17 protein-coding genes are annotated in these 15,244 nt (G+C 34.8%); 2 read left to right on the top strand and 15 right to left on the bottom strand.

The genetic code is table 11. The features are described 5' to 3' along the window. Position 1: 1 nt before the first annotated feature. From atpA to AO58_RS0104515, 14 genes are all read right to left on the bottom strand, one after another. On the bottom strand, positions 2–1,579 hold the full coding sequence (atpA, locus tag AO58_RS0104585) for a F0F1 ATP synthase subunit alpha (RefSeq protein ID WP_024980575.1): 1,578 nt from the start codon (positions 1,577–1,579) through the stop codon (positions 2–4). Between the two features lie 38 nt (positions 1,580–1,617). Then, positions 1,618–2,151, bottom strand: a complete 534-nt coding sequence (atpH, locus tag AO58_RS0104580; RefSeq protein ID WP_024980574.1) for an ATP synthase F1 subunit delta — start codon at positions 2,149–2,151, stop codon at positions 1,618–1,620. 2 nt (positions 2,152–2,153) lie between these two features. Further along, complete coding sequence (locus AO58_RS0104575) at positions 2,154–2,654, bottom strand: F0F1 ATP synthase subunit B (protein WP_024980573.1); 501 nt, start codon at positions 2,652–2,654, stop codon at positions 2,154–2,156. An 87-nt stretch (positions 2,655–2,741) separates the two neighbouring features. Then, positions 2,742–2,930 (bottom strand): ATP synthase F0 subunit C, encoded by a 189-nt coding sequence (gene atpE, locus AO58_RS0104570; protein ID WP_024980572.1) that lies wholly within the window; start codon positions 2,928–2,930, stop codon positions 2,742–2,744. Positions 2,931–3,026: 96 nt separating this feature from the next. Further along, positions 3,027–4,190 (bottom strand): F0F1 ATP synthase subunit A, encoded by a 1,164-nt coding sequence (gene atpB / locus AO58_RS0104565; protein WP_024980571.1) that lies wholly within the window; start codon positions 4,188–4,190, stop codon positions 3,027–3,029. A 514-nt stretch (positions 4,191–4,704) separates the two neighbouring features. Then, a complete protein-coding gene (locus AO58_RS0104555; RefSeq protein ID WP_024980569.1) occupies positions 4,705–4,932 on the bottom strand; it encodes an AtpZ/AtpI family protein in 228 nt (75 codons plus the stop codon). Beyond that, entirely contained in the window at positions 4,913–5,305 is a 393-nt protein-coding gene (locus AO58_RS0104550) for a bactofilin family protein (RefSeq protein ID WP_024980568.1), read from the bottom strand. Before AO58_RS0104550 ends, AO58_RS0104555 begins: the two co-directional genes overlap by 20 nt. Before the next feature lie 4 nt (positions 5,306–5,309). Then, entirely contained in the window at positions 5,310–7,925 is a 2,616-nt protein-coding gene (gene porW, locus AO58_RS0104545) for a type IX secretion system periplasmic lipoprotein PorW/SprE (RefSeq protein WP_024980567.1), read from the bottom strand. 86 nt (positions 7,926–8,011) lie between these two features. After that, positions 8,012–8,707, bottom strand: a complete 696-nt coding sequence (locus AO58_RS0104540; protein ID WP_024980566.1) for an ABC transporter ATP-binding protein — start codon at positions 8,705–8,707, stop codon at positions 8,012–8,014. A 50-nt stretch (positions 8,708–8,757) separates the two neighbouring features. Beyond that, the gene (locus AO58_RS0104535) at positions 8,758–10,218 is read right to left on the bottom strand and encodes a DUF5687 family protein (RefSeq protein ID WP_024980565.1); all 1,461 of its coding nucleotides are present in this window, start codon (positions 10,216–10,218) and stop codon (positions 8,758–8,760) included. Between the two features lie 214 nt (positions 10,219–10,432). After that, complete coding sequence (locus tag AO58_RS0104530; RefSeq protein ID WP_024980564.1) at positions 10,433–11,140, bottom strand: hypothetical protein; 708 nt, start codon at positions 11,138–11,140, stop codon at positions 10,433–10,435. Between the two features lie 2 nt (positions 11,141–11,142). Beyond that, the gene (locus AO58_RS0104525) at positions 11,143–11,817 is read right to left on the bottom strand and encodes a hypothetical protein (RefSeq protein WP_024980563.1); all 675 of its coding nucleotides are present in this window, start codon (positions 11,815–11,817) and stop codon (positions 11,143–11,145) included. Positions 11,818–11,826: 9 nt separating this feature from the next. Then, positions 11,827–12,432 (bottom strand): hypothetical protein, encoded by a 606-nt coding sequence (locus AO58_RS0104520; protein ID WP_024980562.1) that lies wholly within the window; start codon positions 12,430–12,432, stop codon positions 11,827–11,829. A gap of 6 nt (positions 12,433–12,438) precedes the next feature. Then, positions 12,439–12,774: a PadR family transcriptional regulator gene (locus AO58_RS0104515; RefSeq protein ID WP_024980561.1), complete on the bottom strand. Its 336-nt coding sequence runs from the start codon at positions 12,772–12,774 to the stop codon at positions 12,439–12,441. A gap of 141 nt (positions 12,775–12,915) precedes the next feature. Here AO58_RS0104515 and AO58_RS0104510 point away from each other — a divergent pair, with 141 nt between their 5' ends. Further along, positions 12,916–13,968, top strand: coding sequence for a ferredoxin--NADP reductase (locus AO58_RS0104510; protein WP_024980560.1), 1,053 nt, complete (start codon positions 12,916–12,918; stop codon positions 13,966–13,968). Positions 13,969–14,015: 47 nt separating this feature from the next. After that, complete coding sequence (locus AO58_RS0104505) at positions 14,016–14,324, top strand: hypothetical protein (RefSeq protein WP_024980559.1); 309 nt, start codon at positions 14,016–14,018, stop codon at positions 14,322–14,324. 89 nt (positions 14,325–14,413) lie between these two features. Here the strand turns inward: AO58_RS0104505 and AO58_RS17530 are convergent, their stop codons facing one another. Then, complete coding sequence (locus tag AO58_RS17530; protein ID WP_024980558.1) at positions 14,414–15,175, bottom strand: GLPGLI family protein; 762 nt, start codon at positions 15,173–15,175, stop codon at positions 14,414–14,416. Between the last annotated feature and the right edge of the window lie 69 nt (positions 15,176–15,244).

Below are 15,244 nucleotides of genomic sequence, written 5' to 3'. Positions count from 1 at the left end.
ATTAGTTATATTTTGCTGAAATTTCTTTTGCTGCAGCTTCAATTACATCTGTAATTTCGTCTGTAAATTTACCTGCTTTCAAAGCATCCAAAGTTGCTCTGTTTTTGTTATTCATGTATTCTAAGAAATCTTTTTCGAATTCTTTTACTTTATTTACAGGAACATTTCTCAACAAGTTTTTAGAACCAGCATAAATAATTGCAACTTGGTCTTCAACAGTATAAGGGTCGTTCAAACCTTGTTTCAAGATTTCAACGTTTCTTTTTCCCTTTTCAATTACGTTCAAAGTAACAGCATCCAAATCAGAACCGAATTTAGCAAACGCTTCCAATTCACGGAATTGTGCTTGGTCTAATTTTAAAGTACCCGCTACTTTTTTCATGGATTTAATTTGAGCGTTACCACCCACACGAGATACAGAGATACCTACGTTAATCGCTGGACGAACCCCAGAGTTGAACAAATCTCCATCCAAGAAAATCTGACCATCTGTAATCGAAATTACGTTTGTTGGGATATACGCAGATACGTCACCCGCTTGTGTTTCGATAATTGGTAAAGCTGTTAATGAACCACCACCTTTAACGATTCCTTTTAAAGAATCTGGTAAGTCATTCATATTTTTAGCGATAGAGTCATCAGCAATAACTTTACAAGCTCTTTCTAATAAACGAGAGTGTAAGTAGAAAACGTCACCAGGGTAAGCCTCACGTCCTGGAGGTCTTCTTAACAAAAGAGACACCTCACGGTAAGCTACCGCTTGTTTAGATAAGTCATCATAAACAATTAAAGCTGGACGACCTGAATCTCTAAAGTATTCACCAATTGCAGCACCTGCGAAAGGAGCATAAACTTGCATTGGCGCTGGGTCAGAAGCATTAGCTGCAACAATCACTGTATAAGCCATTGCTCCTTTTTCTTCTAACATTTTTGCAATTCCAGCAACAGTAGAAGCTTTTTGACCAATAGCTACATAGATACAAAATACAGGTTGACCTGCATCGTAAAATTCTTTTTGATTTAAGATAGTATCGATACAAACTGTTGATTTACCAGTTTGACGGTCACCAATAACTAACTCACGTTGTCCACGTCCTACAGGAATCATAGCATCAACTGCTTTTACACCTGTTTGTAATGGTTCAGTTACTGGCTGACGGAAGATAACTCCAGGAGCTTTTCTTTCTAATGGCATTTCGTATAACTCACCTGTGATTGGTCCTTTACCATCAATTGGCTGACCTAAAGTGTTTACTACACGTCCTACCATTCCTTCTCCTGTTTTAAGAGAAGCAATACGTTGTGTTCTTTTGGCAGTAGAACCTTCTTTGATTCCAGTTGATGGTCCTAAAAGTACCACCCCTACGTTGTCTTCTTCCAGGTTCAAAACGATTGCTTCTAACCCATTTTCAAATTCAACTAACTCACCATATTGAACATTAGATAGCCCGTAAACACGAGCAATACCATCTCCAACATTAAGTACTGTTCCTACTTCTTCTAGTGTAGCACCAGATTCAAAACTTTCAACTTGCTTCTTTAATATTGCTGAAATTTCAGCAGGTTTGATTTCCGCCATCTTACTTTATAATTTAGACACTTAAATGTGTGATAAAACTAGTTACTTAATTCTCTTTTTAAAACTTGCAATTTGTTAGCAACAGAAGCATTGTATTGCTTGTCACCTATTCTTAAAACAAAACCTCCAATAATAGAAGGATCTATTGTGTTTTCGATTTGAATTTTTTTATCTGAAAGGGTTGCAATTTTAGCCAATACTTTAGCTTCTAAAGCGGCATCCATAGCGATAGCAGTTGTTACATTCGCAACTTCTACCCCATTCATACTATCAAATAATTTATTGTATTCTGAAGCAATACCTTCTAGAATTTCGAATCTTTTGTTTTCGAATAATAAATGAAATAAGCTTTTGGTCACGCCATTTGCTGAAGCAAATACTTCTAAAAGCGCTTGCTCTTTAACCTCAACTTTTAAAGTTGGGTTTTGAATGAAAGTGCTTAATTCCAAATTAGAAGCAATAGTATCACCTATCAACTTCATGTCATTGTTCACTGCTTCAGCTACTTGCTTTGCATTGGCAATGTCTAGAATTGCTTTCGAATATCGAATTGCTGCTCTTGTACCTGCCATAATTAGTTCAATTTAACGTCTCCTAACATTTTCTCAACCAATTTAGTTTGAGCTTCTTTGTTAGATAATTCGTCTTTTAATACTTTTTCTGCAATACTCAATGACAAAGTAGAAACTTGTAATTTCAACTCATTCATAGCTGCATTTTTTTCGCTTTCGATAGCCGCTTTAGCTTGCTCGATCATTTTTTGACCTTGAGTTTGCGCTTCATTTTTGGCATCAGCAACGATTTTTTCTTTCATTTCACGAGCTTCTTTAAGCATGCTGTCACGCTCTAATCTAGCTTCTTGTAAAATACGTTGGTTGTCTGCTTGCAATTCTTGCATTTCTTTCTTTGCATTTTCAGCAGATTCCAAAGCATTTTTGATTCCTTCTTCTCTTTCGTTTACTGCGTCAAGAATTGGTTTCCATGCAAATTTTTTCAACAAAAGAATCAATCCAACAAATATTACTATTTGCCAAATAAACAAACCAAACGAAAAATCATTAATTAACTTATCCATTTTTATCTCTATTATATAATTTTAATGTTTTAATTTTAAAACAATAGTCACAACCAACCGTTGCAACTATTGTTTTTCAGTTTTTAATTAAGCGAATAAAGCCGCGAAACCAATACCTTCAATTAGTGCAGCAGCAATAAGCATAGCTGTTTGGATTTTACCTGAAGCTTCTGGTTGACGAGCAATAGCGTCCATTGCTGAACCACCAATTCTACCAATACCTAAACCTGCTCCGATAACAATTAATCCTGATCCAACAATTTCTGGAATTTGCATAATATATATATTAAAAATTAAACATTCAATTTGAGGTTAGAGGTTAGAAATTCGAGGTTAGAAAATTTCTAACTTCTCACTTCTAATTTCTAACTTTTAGTGGTGTGCTTCGTCGTGGTGATGCTCTTCGTTACCAGCTCCAAAATAAAGAGCAGACAACATAGTGAAGATATACGCTTGAAGAAACGCGACTAATATTTCTAGAATAGAAAGTGCAAATGCCAATCCGAATGACAAAGTACTTCCAATCCAGCTTTTGAAAATAAACATCAACCCAATGATACTCATCAGTACTACGTGACCTGCTAAAATGTTAGCATACAAACGTATCATCAATGAAAATGGTTTAATGATTGTTCCTAATAATTCGATAGGCGCTAAGATAAATTTCATTGGGGTAGGTACTCCTGGCATCCAGAAAATGTGTGCCCAATAATTTTTGTTAGCGGTAAATGTTGTGATTAAATACGTCAAGATAGCTAATGAAAAAGTAATTGCAATATTACCTGTTACATTGAATCCAAACGGAGTTAATCCTAAAATGTTCAAGAAAAAGATGAAGAAGAAAATCGTCAATAAATAACTCATATATTTTTTGTACCCTTTCTCTCCAATGTTTGGAATAGCAATCTCGTCTCTTACATAGATTACTAATGGTTCAAAGAAACGTCCTGCTCCTTTTGCAATTCCTCCGTTTTTAGCATAAGACTTGGCTAAGCTTGAGAACAATACCAACATCAAAATAGCCACAAACAAAATACCAACTACACTTTTAGTTATTGACAAATCTAATGGCTGAACATTTGTTGGATGACCGTGCGCTTCAGTAAGTGTACCTTTAGCATCGGTTTTATAAATTTTTTCGTGGTGTAACTTGTAGAAGTTTCCGTTGTGCTCTGCAACATCAGCTACAGGACCGTGGTGAAATGCAGCTGAAGAAAATACTTGTAAACCATTATCCCAAAGAATAATTGGCAATGAAAAACCGTAGTGTTCTCCAGTTTCTTTATTTGCATTAAAATTAAAAGAATGTGAATCTAATAAGTGGTGATTGATGAATTCTTTGATTTCTGACTTAATATCTTTTGGAGCCGCATGAGCTACATCGTTTGAAGGATGATGCGCAACTGATTCTTCTTGAGATATTGCTACCACCTCTTGCTTAGTACTGTCGATAACAGGATTTGCTATAGAAAATAGAGGAAGGCAGGCTACTAAAATTGCAACTAAAAATCGAAGTGGTTTGTTTGAAATCACCATAACAGTTAAATATCTTTATTTATTACGTTTCTGAAAATTTGGTGCAAATGTACATTTTTTATTATTATCCAAAAGGATATAAAAAATTATTTTTTACCGAATTTAACTTTTTTTAACCCTACTTTTTCTTTTCATTTACAAGGTAAATGGTGAACAAAGTTTCAATGGCCAAAAATACAACAAATAGACCAAAAAAGTTCAGCTTTTCTATTGTATTATCTGGGCTTGAGCGTTGTAAAACGGGCCGTACAATCAAGTAACAAAATATCATTTTTACGCTTGTCGTCAATAAAAAACTCATTCCAACATTGTCAAAACTTTTATTTTGCACCAAAAGTAAAGTTATGATAACCAATATACTAAAAACAGTAAACCAAAAATAAAGCTCCTCCAAAGGATAAATAAAAGAGTGCGTACTGATGTTTAAAACATTAAAAAGAAAAGTGTGTACCACAAAAAGAAGCCCTATTACAAGTAAAACTGGAATTATTTTTTTTAGAACGCTAAGATTCATTTATTGATTTTTATTGATTTCATTTACTTGTCGATACACATTGTACATGGCCAAAAAAACACCGACAATTACTAAAATTTTGACATAATATATTCTTGGACTTGGGTGGTTTTCGTCTAGCCAATCGCCTAAATAGGCAAACAAAAAAATCAACACGCCCATTTGAATAGGAATATTGATTAAGGCCAGCCACTTATTAGGCTTGCGTTTATTTGGAATCGGTGCCATCAGATGTGTTAGTTTCGGGTATTTTCATCACACAATTGGCCGTAAAAATAGCCCCAGGTTCTATGGCTAATTTCCCTATGACAACTTCGCCTTCTACTGTAGCCGTTGCTTTTAAATTCAACAATTCAGCTACCATCAATTTGCCTTTAAAAACGCCTTCAATCTCGGCACTCTTACAAACCACATCGCCTACTACTTTGCCCGTTGGACCAATAACAAGCTTGCCATTAGAGGTAAAATTTCCAATCAATTCACCATCCAATCTAAAATCGGCGGCCGAAAAAATATCCCCTTTAATTTGGGTAGCTTCAACAATTCTATTAGTTTTTCCGAGTAAATCTGTGTAGGGCTGTTTTTCTTTTTTGGAGAACATATTATTAGGGTGTTTTGGGAACTAAATACGAGTCTAAATTTTTCTTCATTTGCACAATCGAATAATTTTCGTTGCTAATCGGAATCGCTTTTTGGATCTCTGAGGGCGAACCTGTTTTATTAAAAATTACCGATACATCATTGGCATACCATTGAGAAGTAAAACCATGCCAACAAATGATACGTTCCGTGTCGGTATAATTATCGCAAGTGTAATACAAATTTTCAAGATTTTCCTTGGCTACAAAATTTTTAATCCACTGCTCTATGGCTTGTTCTTGCTTGTAATCTTCGATTGGAATTCTAAAAATAACTTTCCAGTTTTTACTCTCCACTGTGCTAAAAGCCATACGTTCCAAAATAGGAATCTGAGTGCTCACAATATCGCCAGCTGTTTTTCCTTCCTCGGTAGCCGCGTAGGTAACGGCAACATATTGCATCGCTTCTTTGTAAGCTGGCAATCCTTTTATTTTACCCAAAGTATTAGCTTTGAGCAGCTCAAATTTGGCTACTATTTCCTCTCCGGTTAACTGTTCAATCATTTGATTGCACCGCTGAATTACCTCCGAAAACTTATCTTCCTTAAACCATTCATAACACATTTTATAGGTGTTCTCAGGAGATTCTTTATCCTTTGAGCTATCAAAAGTTGGATCATTGAGTATTCTTGCGTATCTAGAATCAGGATATTGTGCTGTTATAGCTTTTTTTACTCTCTCCGCTTGTAAAGTAGCCTTGCTTTCGTACATCTTATACAAATTATAAAGCGTGGGCGGAATCAACTTGTCTTCGGGCTGAAAAGTAAGCAACTGTTCTAGTTTACCAATTGCTAATTCATATTCTTTAAACTTTTCTTTGTAAACTACTCCCAATTGATAATACCCAAGATTACGTTCTCGATTGATGCTATCCATAGCTGAAGCAGAAACTGGTAATTGCTCTAAATAATAGGCCAAAGTGTAGCGGGGATCTTCCACGGCTTTCTCTACAACAATTTCAGTGTCTGCTGTCTCTTCAACAGAGGTGTTTGTTGCTCCCTTTTTGACCGATGAAAACATCCAGTTTTCGACCAAAGCACGGTTCCCGAAAGTTTTTCTGAATTCAACTTTACCAAAAGCTACCGTTTTCGGGTTGTAAAAATAAAACGTGTTGGTTGATTCGGATTGTTGAGTGTCGCTTGGAGGCAAAAATGCATTTTTGTTTGGCAATCCAGGACCCGTAGGAACTACGGAAGGATCAGAGGAAGAAGCCGATAAATTACGTTCAATATTCGCTAACTTTTGCTTTTGCTTTTCAGCCTCAACTCGTTTAATAGAATCTTGCTTTTTGATTGTGACAATATATTTCCCAAAATAGTCCTCTCGCTCTGTCGGGCTAAAAGCCAAAACCTTCAAAATACTATCGTTTCTTTTCGTACTTGTTTCTAATCGAATGGCCTCGTCTAAATCTTTACGCTTTTTTTGAATTTTATAAAACTCTCTCGTTTTAGGATTAAGCTTTACTAAAGTACTATCATAATATTTGGCTGCCAAAGTATAATCCGTCGCCTTGAAATAAATATTGCCTATATTTCTATAATTGGATGCCGTTAAATAAGGTTCTTTTGGCTGGTTTTTCAAAGATGTTTTGTAAAAAATAACCGCTGAATCTGGTTTCTTATAATTGTCATAAAACAATCCCATATTGTGGTAAATCACATCTAAAAAAGGGCGGTTCTCACGATCCTCCATTAATTCGTTATAAATGGCTACAAAAGCATTGGGGTCACCAGTTTCGTAATCAAATAATTGGGCTTTTCGAGCGTAGGACTGAATAATGTACTCTCTCTTAGCATTACGATTCATATCAATTACCGCATCGTAGCAAAAAAGCGCGCTGTCTCTTTTTCCTAATTCTTGATACAATTGTCCCAAGATAAAGCGATAACGAGCTCTTTCTTCATTTATTTTAGTATAATCTACCGCGATTTTGAGTTTTGCAACGGCGCTATCTTTTTGTTCTAAATTCAAAAAGGCTTCAGCCAAAAGTGCATTGGCATCTGCAAAAGGTTGGTCTTTGAATTCCTCGTCTTTGAGTAATTTGTTAATGTTTTTTACCACTAAAGCATCGTTGCCCAAGCGCATATTGGTTTTTTCGCGCCAGACTTTAGCTTCGTATATTTTATCACTTTCGGGATATTTGTATAATATATAGTTGAAAGCATCTAAAGCTGGTACAAAACGCTGGTCGTAATAACGCGCTTTCCCAAGCAAAAGATAGGCTTTGTCCATTTGATAATTGACCTCTCGCCCACCAATGTTCATCGAGTGTTTTTGAATGGCTTTGGTGGCCTTGGTTTCGGCCAATTCAAAATCGGTATTTTTGGGTTTGTCTTCAGCTGTTGTACTCTCTGAAAGCTGCATTCTTTCAATAGGTAACAACTCCCAAAAATTATCTTTATTACCCGATGTAAGCCCATTTATTCCTTTGTCTAAGCCAATTTGACCGTTGTACAAAATATTATATTTAGTACTCAAGGCGTGCGAATTTCTGGCCAAAAAAGTATTTCTCTTGGTAGAACAAGCTATCAAGAAAACGAAAAAAAGTAGGATAAAAATAGGCTTACAACCGGTAGTCTTCAATAGGAAACGTTTTATCATTTAACTTGAAAAACATCATTTTAGTATAATGACTGGTAAAAATACGTTTCTTTTTGAAATATTCGAATTTAAACCGCAAAAAACGCTTCCAACTCGGCTAAAGTCTCGGTTGATGTTTGAATATCTTTCACTACTTCTCCTTTATTCAAAGCGACAATTCGGTTACAAACTTCAACGGTATGCAACAAATCGTGACTAGAAACTAAAACGGTTACGTCTGGATTTTGCGCCAATTCTTTGATGATTTTTTTCAATCGGTTTACGGTCGTTGGGTCTAAATTGGCAAAAGGTTCGTCTAAAATAACGACCTCGGGATTGCCAATTAAAGTCGCAATTATCCCAACTTTCTTTTGATTTCCTTTAGACAAGTCTCTCAAGTATTTTTTGTTTTTTAGGATTTCGCCATTAAAAAACTCTTCGTGTTTTGCCAATAAAGCATCCACATCGGCTTTGTTTTGTCCGCGTAAATCTCCAATGAAATAAAAGTATTCCTCGGGGGTTAAATACCCAATCAAAAAGCTTTCGTCCAAAAAGGAACCCGTAAAAGGTTTCCAACTTTCGCTGGTATTCACTTGAACACCATTATTAATAACGGCACCAGTGGTTGGGTGAATTAAATCAAGTAGTAAACTGAAAAAAGTGGTTTTTCCAGCACCATTATTTCCGACCAATCCAAAACTTTCTCCTTTTGGAATTTCTAATTGATCTATTTTTAATACGGTGGTTCCGTTGTATGATTTTGAAAGGTTTTGTACTTGTATCATGTGAGAAGTGAGAGGTTAAAAGTTAGAGGTTAGAAGTGTTTTTGTTTTAATTAGCTTTTTTGTTTGTAAGCCGCAATGGTTTTGTATTTTTCTCTTTTGTAAATTTTTTCAATTTGAAGGAATACCCAGTTTCTCAAGGCAAAGCCAATCACTCCTGCAAGAGCAACAAGGGCCAAACCTAATGCTTGTCCGCCAAAATATTTCCCTAAGGCATACAAAAGCAAGGGCAACACCATTTTTGGAATCGAAAGCAACATGGTGTTGACATTGAACGCTTTTTTGTCACCAAAAGCACCTTTACTTTGGGTTAAATCAATAGGTGTTTTGGTAAAAGCCCCTCCCAACAACACCAGATGTGAATTGATTCCAATATTGTAAATCGCACCAGCTACAATGGTCAAATACACTTGCCACCCAAAATAAAGATAGAAACTAGCCAAAATCGTAGAAGCAAAAGTTGCTATTACAATTAACCACCATTTGGAATTCAAATAACCACGATACGGAATATTTTGCGTCATCATTAATTGATAATACGAACTATCCCAACTCGGTACAAACTGGCCAAATGTGAATAAAAAACCACCCGAAACAAAAATTCCTGCAAAAATGTACATTACTTCAGGTTGTGTTGGATTGCCAAAGAAAATCAATCCATAAAACAAAAACAGCACACTCATAAGAACCGTTGTTTTAGAACGTTTGTTTCTTTTGATTAACTTGATGTCGTTCTTTAAAAAGGTACCCAAAGTTCCAAATTGATTCAACCAAGTAAAATCTTCGGTTTTAGCGATTTCACCTTTTACTGCCAAACCAGCATCGAGATATAATTCGTTTTTGAAATAAACAAAGGTATAATAGTACAACAATCCTAAGATTACAAGTGGAATAAGAAACACTCCTACAGTATGAAATAAAGCCTCAAAAAACGGAGCACTGTATAGCGTTACATCAAAATAACCGTAATATTGTAATCCACCGAGCACTGCAAGAATCGCAAGAAAAACACCAAATAATTGGTCTTTATTACTCAATATAATGTTCAAAAAATTATTGATGTACACCAAGGCAAAAACACCCAAATGCCAATACACTACAGATGCCACATCATACCCTTCATAAATCAAAACGACACTCAAAGGAATAAAAAGAAAAGCGTGCAAAATATTAAAAAAAGATAAGGCTGTCTTTCCTAGAGAAAAATGCACAATCGTAGGTCTCTTAATCGGTAACACCAGTAAAGGACGAATGTTGAGCACTGGGATTTTTTGAAGCATTAATCGAAAGGCCAAATCAAACAGAAAATAGTAGACCAAAAATTTATTAATCGTTACTAATGGGTCTAAATTCATTTTCTTAAGGGCATAAAAACCGCCAATGCCTAGCACTAAAAACAACAAGGTAAAATAAGCAATCAAAAAGCCCATTAAAATTCTCATCGCCAAGCTCGTTCCAAAGGAAGCTGAACGCAAAAAGGCTTTCCACTCGAGGTAAATAAAACGTAAAAACATAGTTATTTGGGTTTAGTTGAAGAGTAAGTAAACAAAAGATATAAAACGTTACAAGGTTTTATCATCGATAATCTAACTTTTATAAATTAAAATTTATTTATTTTTTGAACCATTAAGTTATTAAGGTTCATTAAGTCTAAGAAAACTTAACTTTTCTTCATTTCTTAATGGTGAAAAATTTTGGCTCTTTTTTAAACATTCATGGTAATATCCTTCAAAAATTAGCCAAAGAATATTCTGGATAGGTTTGTAAAAGGTATTTTTTAGACTGTGAAGGAATTTCAAAAAAGATAACATACATTAAAATAGTCATAAGCACCAAAAAGAAACTGGCGAAACCTAAAAGATATGTATTATCCAAGTAATGTTCAGCTCGATTAAAGAGTTGTAAAAAAATATTTAGTGGCAAAACTATCGCGCCAGCAAAACTCCCATGTTGGTGTAAAATATCTTCAAACAACCAGCGTTTTTCTTGATTCTGAATTTGTTTTTTGTGTTTCAACCGATTTGAAATCATTCCATAAAAAGCAAAAACTACCAATAACCCATAGAAAAGCAACACCCAATCGCCGTTGTACTGACTCTCACGAAACAATAAAAACAGTAAGCCAGTGGCGCCAATTGTTCCCATGATTTTGGGCAGCGTAAAAAAAGTCTTTACGATAGCCCAAACAATCTGATTGTATTTCTTTTGTAAAAATCGTTGTTTGCCTTCTACCACGTCCATAAAGCCAAAAACACCAAATTTTTTGAATTCGTTTTGTAAGGCTTGATCAAACGAAAGCTTTGGATTTTCTTGCCATTGTTCCTCAATAGCATTGGCCAAATGATCCACCAATTCGGTTTGGAGATCATACCACTCTACATAATGTTGGCGTGTGAATGTATATAATTGGTCTATTTGTTCGGCGGTAAGTTTCATAATTACACTCTTTTAATTTTTTGTACAAAATGATAGTGTTGGTATAAAAATCGCGCTGAAGAAAAAAGAAAGAAACCATACAAAACAGTGGCTGCGACTGCACTTATTCTTATATTCTCAATATTTTCAGTTCGGAAAAATGAAAAACCACCCAAGCTAATAATGACACAAAATGGTACAGATAATAAAAATGATTTATTAAACAACACTGAATAAGTTGTCTTCAATTTTGATTGATACAATACCATTTTGGATACTAGTAGCACTATAATAGTTAGCAAAAATAATTTTAGAATAATTAATTCAACATAATGCAGTACGGTTCTAAAAACTGGCATAGTACTCATACCATAAAACAGAAGTGTTACTATAAAACAAAACACGAGTCCTGTTAAAAGTTCTCTTTTCTTCAAAGAAGATAATCGATCAATTACAATTTTAGGAGCCACTAAATTTCGTCCTAAAAAAGCAGCACTCTGACTTGGCTTCAATTGCGCCTTCCAAGTATCGAAAACAATATAAAAAGCGGGCATAAAAGAGATTTCCTCAATAGCCATTTTTACTTCAATTTCGGATGCAATATGATCAATCAATTCAAATTTAAGATCTTCAAAATCAAGACCATTTTTAACTAAAGTATGTTCTATATAATCAATTTGTTCGGTGGTTAGTTTCATAGTAAATAATTAAATTCGGTTGGTTTTAAATTTCTGAATAGTAGCAAAAGCGTAACGACTGTAGGCAAAAAACAAGGTTATGCTTATTGAAAGCGTTATAGCATTTCCTTTAAAATCATCAAACGAACCATTGAGCATAGCACTTATAAAATAAATTGTCATTAAAGCGTAATTCAAATACTCTAATCGTAAATAGTGTTTTTTCATCACCAAAGAGAAGTACATTCTTTGCGTTAATCCTAAACACAAAATCAAAAAATAACTTGCGTAATGAATTTCTTGTAGCGATAAAATCGAATCAAAATACCAACCTAAGAAAAGCATCATACCACCAAAAATTAAGGTAATGGGATGCCATAACGTGGGACAAAAACTAACAATACCTTCTTTTAAATAAGCAAAAGTCCCATTGTTCCTCTGTAACAACTGGGATTTATTGACTGCCATAAACGCTTTAAAAGCTTCATAAAAATCCAGCGCTTCGTCTTGCATTTTATGTTCTACAGCTGTAGCGATATGGTCTGTTAATTCGGAACGCACATCGACATAGCGTACTTTAGAACCTTGTAAATAATCATCAATAAATCTTATTTGTTCTTGATTTAAAACTACCATAGCACACTAAAATTCTAATTTTGGATTCACTAAACTTTGCATATTTCGGATAAAATCTTCCAATTCTGCCAATCGATTAACGGTTTCTGTAGTTCCTTTTTCGGTGAGTTTATAATACTTTCTCAAGCGGTTGTCTACTCGTTCTATCTCTACATCAAGCAATCCTTCCGCTTCCAATTTGTGCAACGCTGGATACAAAGCGCCCTCGGTAATGGTCAATTCTCCTTGCGTCAACGCCTTCACTTTCTGGGTAATTTCGTACCCATACATTTTGCCATTTTCTTCCAACAACTTCATAATAATGGTGTTGAGACTGCCTTTGTATAACTGTGAGTTTTTCATATTTTGAAGGATTAGAAAATCTGTTTTTGAAATTCAAATATACATAAGATTCTTATACATAACAAAATTAGGTATAAAAAATTCAATCGGTTGCGCTATCAAAGTTATGGTCTTTGCTATCTTTGTAAAAAAAATTAACCTATGCCATCCTTTTTAAAACTCCTTATCAAAGAAGTAAAACGCGAAACCAAAGACGCCGTTTCCATACTTTTTAATGTCCCAGAAGAACTTACCTCCAATTATACTTTTACCGCAGGACAATACCTTAACTTGCGTTTAACCCTAGACAATCAAGAGATTCGCAGAGCTTATTCTATTTGTTCTGCTCCTGAAAGTGGCGAGTTGCGCATTGCCGTAAAAGCGGTAAAAAATGGACTATTCTCACAATTTGCCACTAGCCGATTAAAAGCGGGAGACGTACTCGAAGTAGGACAACCTGAGGGGAAATTCACCTTCACTCCTGATGCCGAGCGTCAAAGAAACTACGCTGCTTTTGTAGCAGGTAGCGGAATCACTCCTGTAATTTCTATCTTAAAATCGGTATTAAAAAGTGAACCAAAAAGTTCTTTTGTATTGGTTTACGGTAATAAAACTCCTGAAGAAACCATCTTTCATCAAGAATTACACGACTTGCAATTGCAATATGTTGGACGTCTTTTCGTACATTATGTTTACAGCAAAGTACACGCTGGAGAAGGCTTTTTTGGCCGAATTGACAAATCGGTTGTGAATGCTGTGCTTACGCAAAAACACGCCGCTTTGAATTTCGACAAGTACTTTTTATGCGGTCCAGAAGAAATGATTACAACCGTTTCTACAATCTTAAAAGAGAAAAATGTAAAAGAATCGGCTATTAAGTTTGAATTGTTTACTTCTTCTACACAAGAAAAGACCATTTCTGCAGCTGTAGATGGTCACACTACTATTACCGTATTGGTAGACGACGAAGAAACTACTTTCGAAATGTCGGCCAAACAAACCCTACTTGAAGCGACTCTTAAACAAGGTATCGATGCTCCTTATTCTTGCCAAGGTGGAATTTGCAGCAGCTGTTTATGTCGTATCACCGAAGGTACTGCCGAAATGAAGAAAAATTCTATTCTTTCTGATGATGAAATTTCCGAAGGTTTAATTCTAAGTTGTCAAGCTTATCCAACTTCTTCAACACTTCGTGTGGATTTTGATGATGTGTAAACCCCCTAAACCCCCAAAGGGGGAATAAATGAAAACAGCTTGGTTTTATGAAATCCATACGTGAAATTTTTAAAAACAAAGACTATCTTTTGGATGAACCTGAAGTGTTAGAATTGATGGACTATTGCGAAGCCTTGCAAGATGAAATTGTGGAATTCAAATTTCAACAAGCCAAGAACAAAGAATTGACGATGCTCGATATGCTGAAAGAAGTGCTCAAAGGTTGCAACGCTATCGAGAAAGAACAAATGGAACACGAGCGTTTTGGTTATGAAGCTCCGAATTATCAAGCCACAATTTCGAATTTGAAAAGGTATATCCTTGAACGCTGTCGAGATGAGAAGATTTATTTATGATGAAATTCCAAATTCATCAAATCACAATAAAAAAATTCCAAATTCCAAGAGCTATAACTTTTGGAATTTGGAATTTTTATTACTGATTACTATAAAAAAGCATTCCACAAGAACATATTTTTTTGTCTTTTGTTTTCTTCTTTATCCTCACCATAGGTAAACCATTCCTTTGTTTTCTCTTCCATCAACGATTTTAAACCTATTACGTCATATGTTTTTTTGGCTGCAATGGGTTTTATAATGGTAGTATCTTTAACTGAGACATCTACTTTAGTAGCTACATAAGAAGTATATAGTCGTGGAATGGTAAGCCCTAAAATCATACCAGGCAAACCACTTATTGAAACTGGACCACCAGAAATCGTAATTTCATCAGTGTAAAATGCAAATACATAGACGTCATCCAGTATTTTACCAACTGCTTTTCTGCAATTATAACCCGCAATTTCTCGGTTTTCGTTCGTAATCTTCCATTCAATTTTTGGAATACTATCAGATACAACAAAATTAGTACCTATAATTTGCTTTTGCATATTGAATATTCCTAGATTAAAATCAAAATACCAACTGTTTTCTTCATCTGAATCTTTTAGGTATTTTGGAATTCTTGTTTTTTGACTCCATCTATCAAATTTAAATACACTTTTATTATCAGCAAAAGTATAGTTGAAATAAGAAATTTTAAGGTCCGAAAGATTGTCCTTCATCATCTCATCCCAACTATCGTTGCTCATCGTCTTTTTTAGATTGGTATTTACTTCATATTCAATTACAGCTTTATCTATAAATTGCTGAGCAGTTGATGTTATTGTAAAAAAGAGTGCTGTTATAAAAAAAATTATTGTTTTCATTGTTTTTAAGTTATGAGTTAAGGTTACAAGTTGTAGTATTCATTGGGATTTTTACTTATTATAACCTAA

Source organism: Flavobacterium succinicans LMG 10402, assembly GCF_000611675.1.
GTDB lineage: Bacteria > Bacteroidota > Bacteroidia > Flavobacteriales > Flavobacteriaceae > Flavobacterium > Flavobacterium succinicans.
This window is presented reverse-complemented; position numbering and strand designations above follow the sequence as displayed.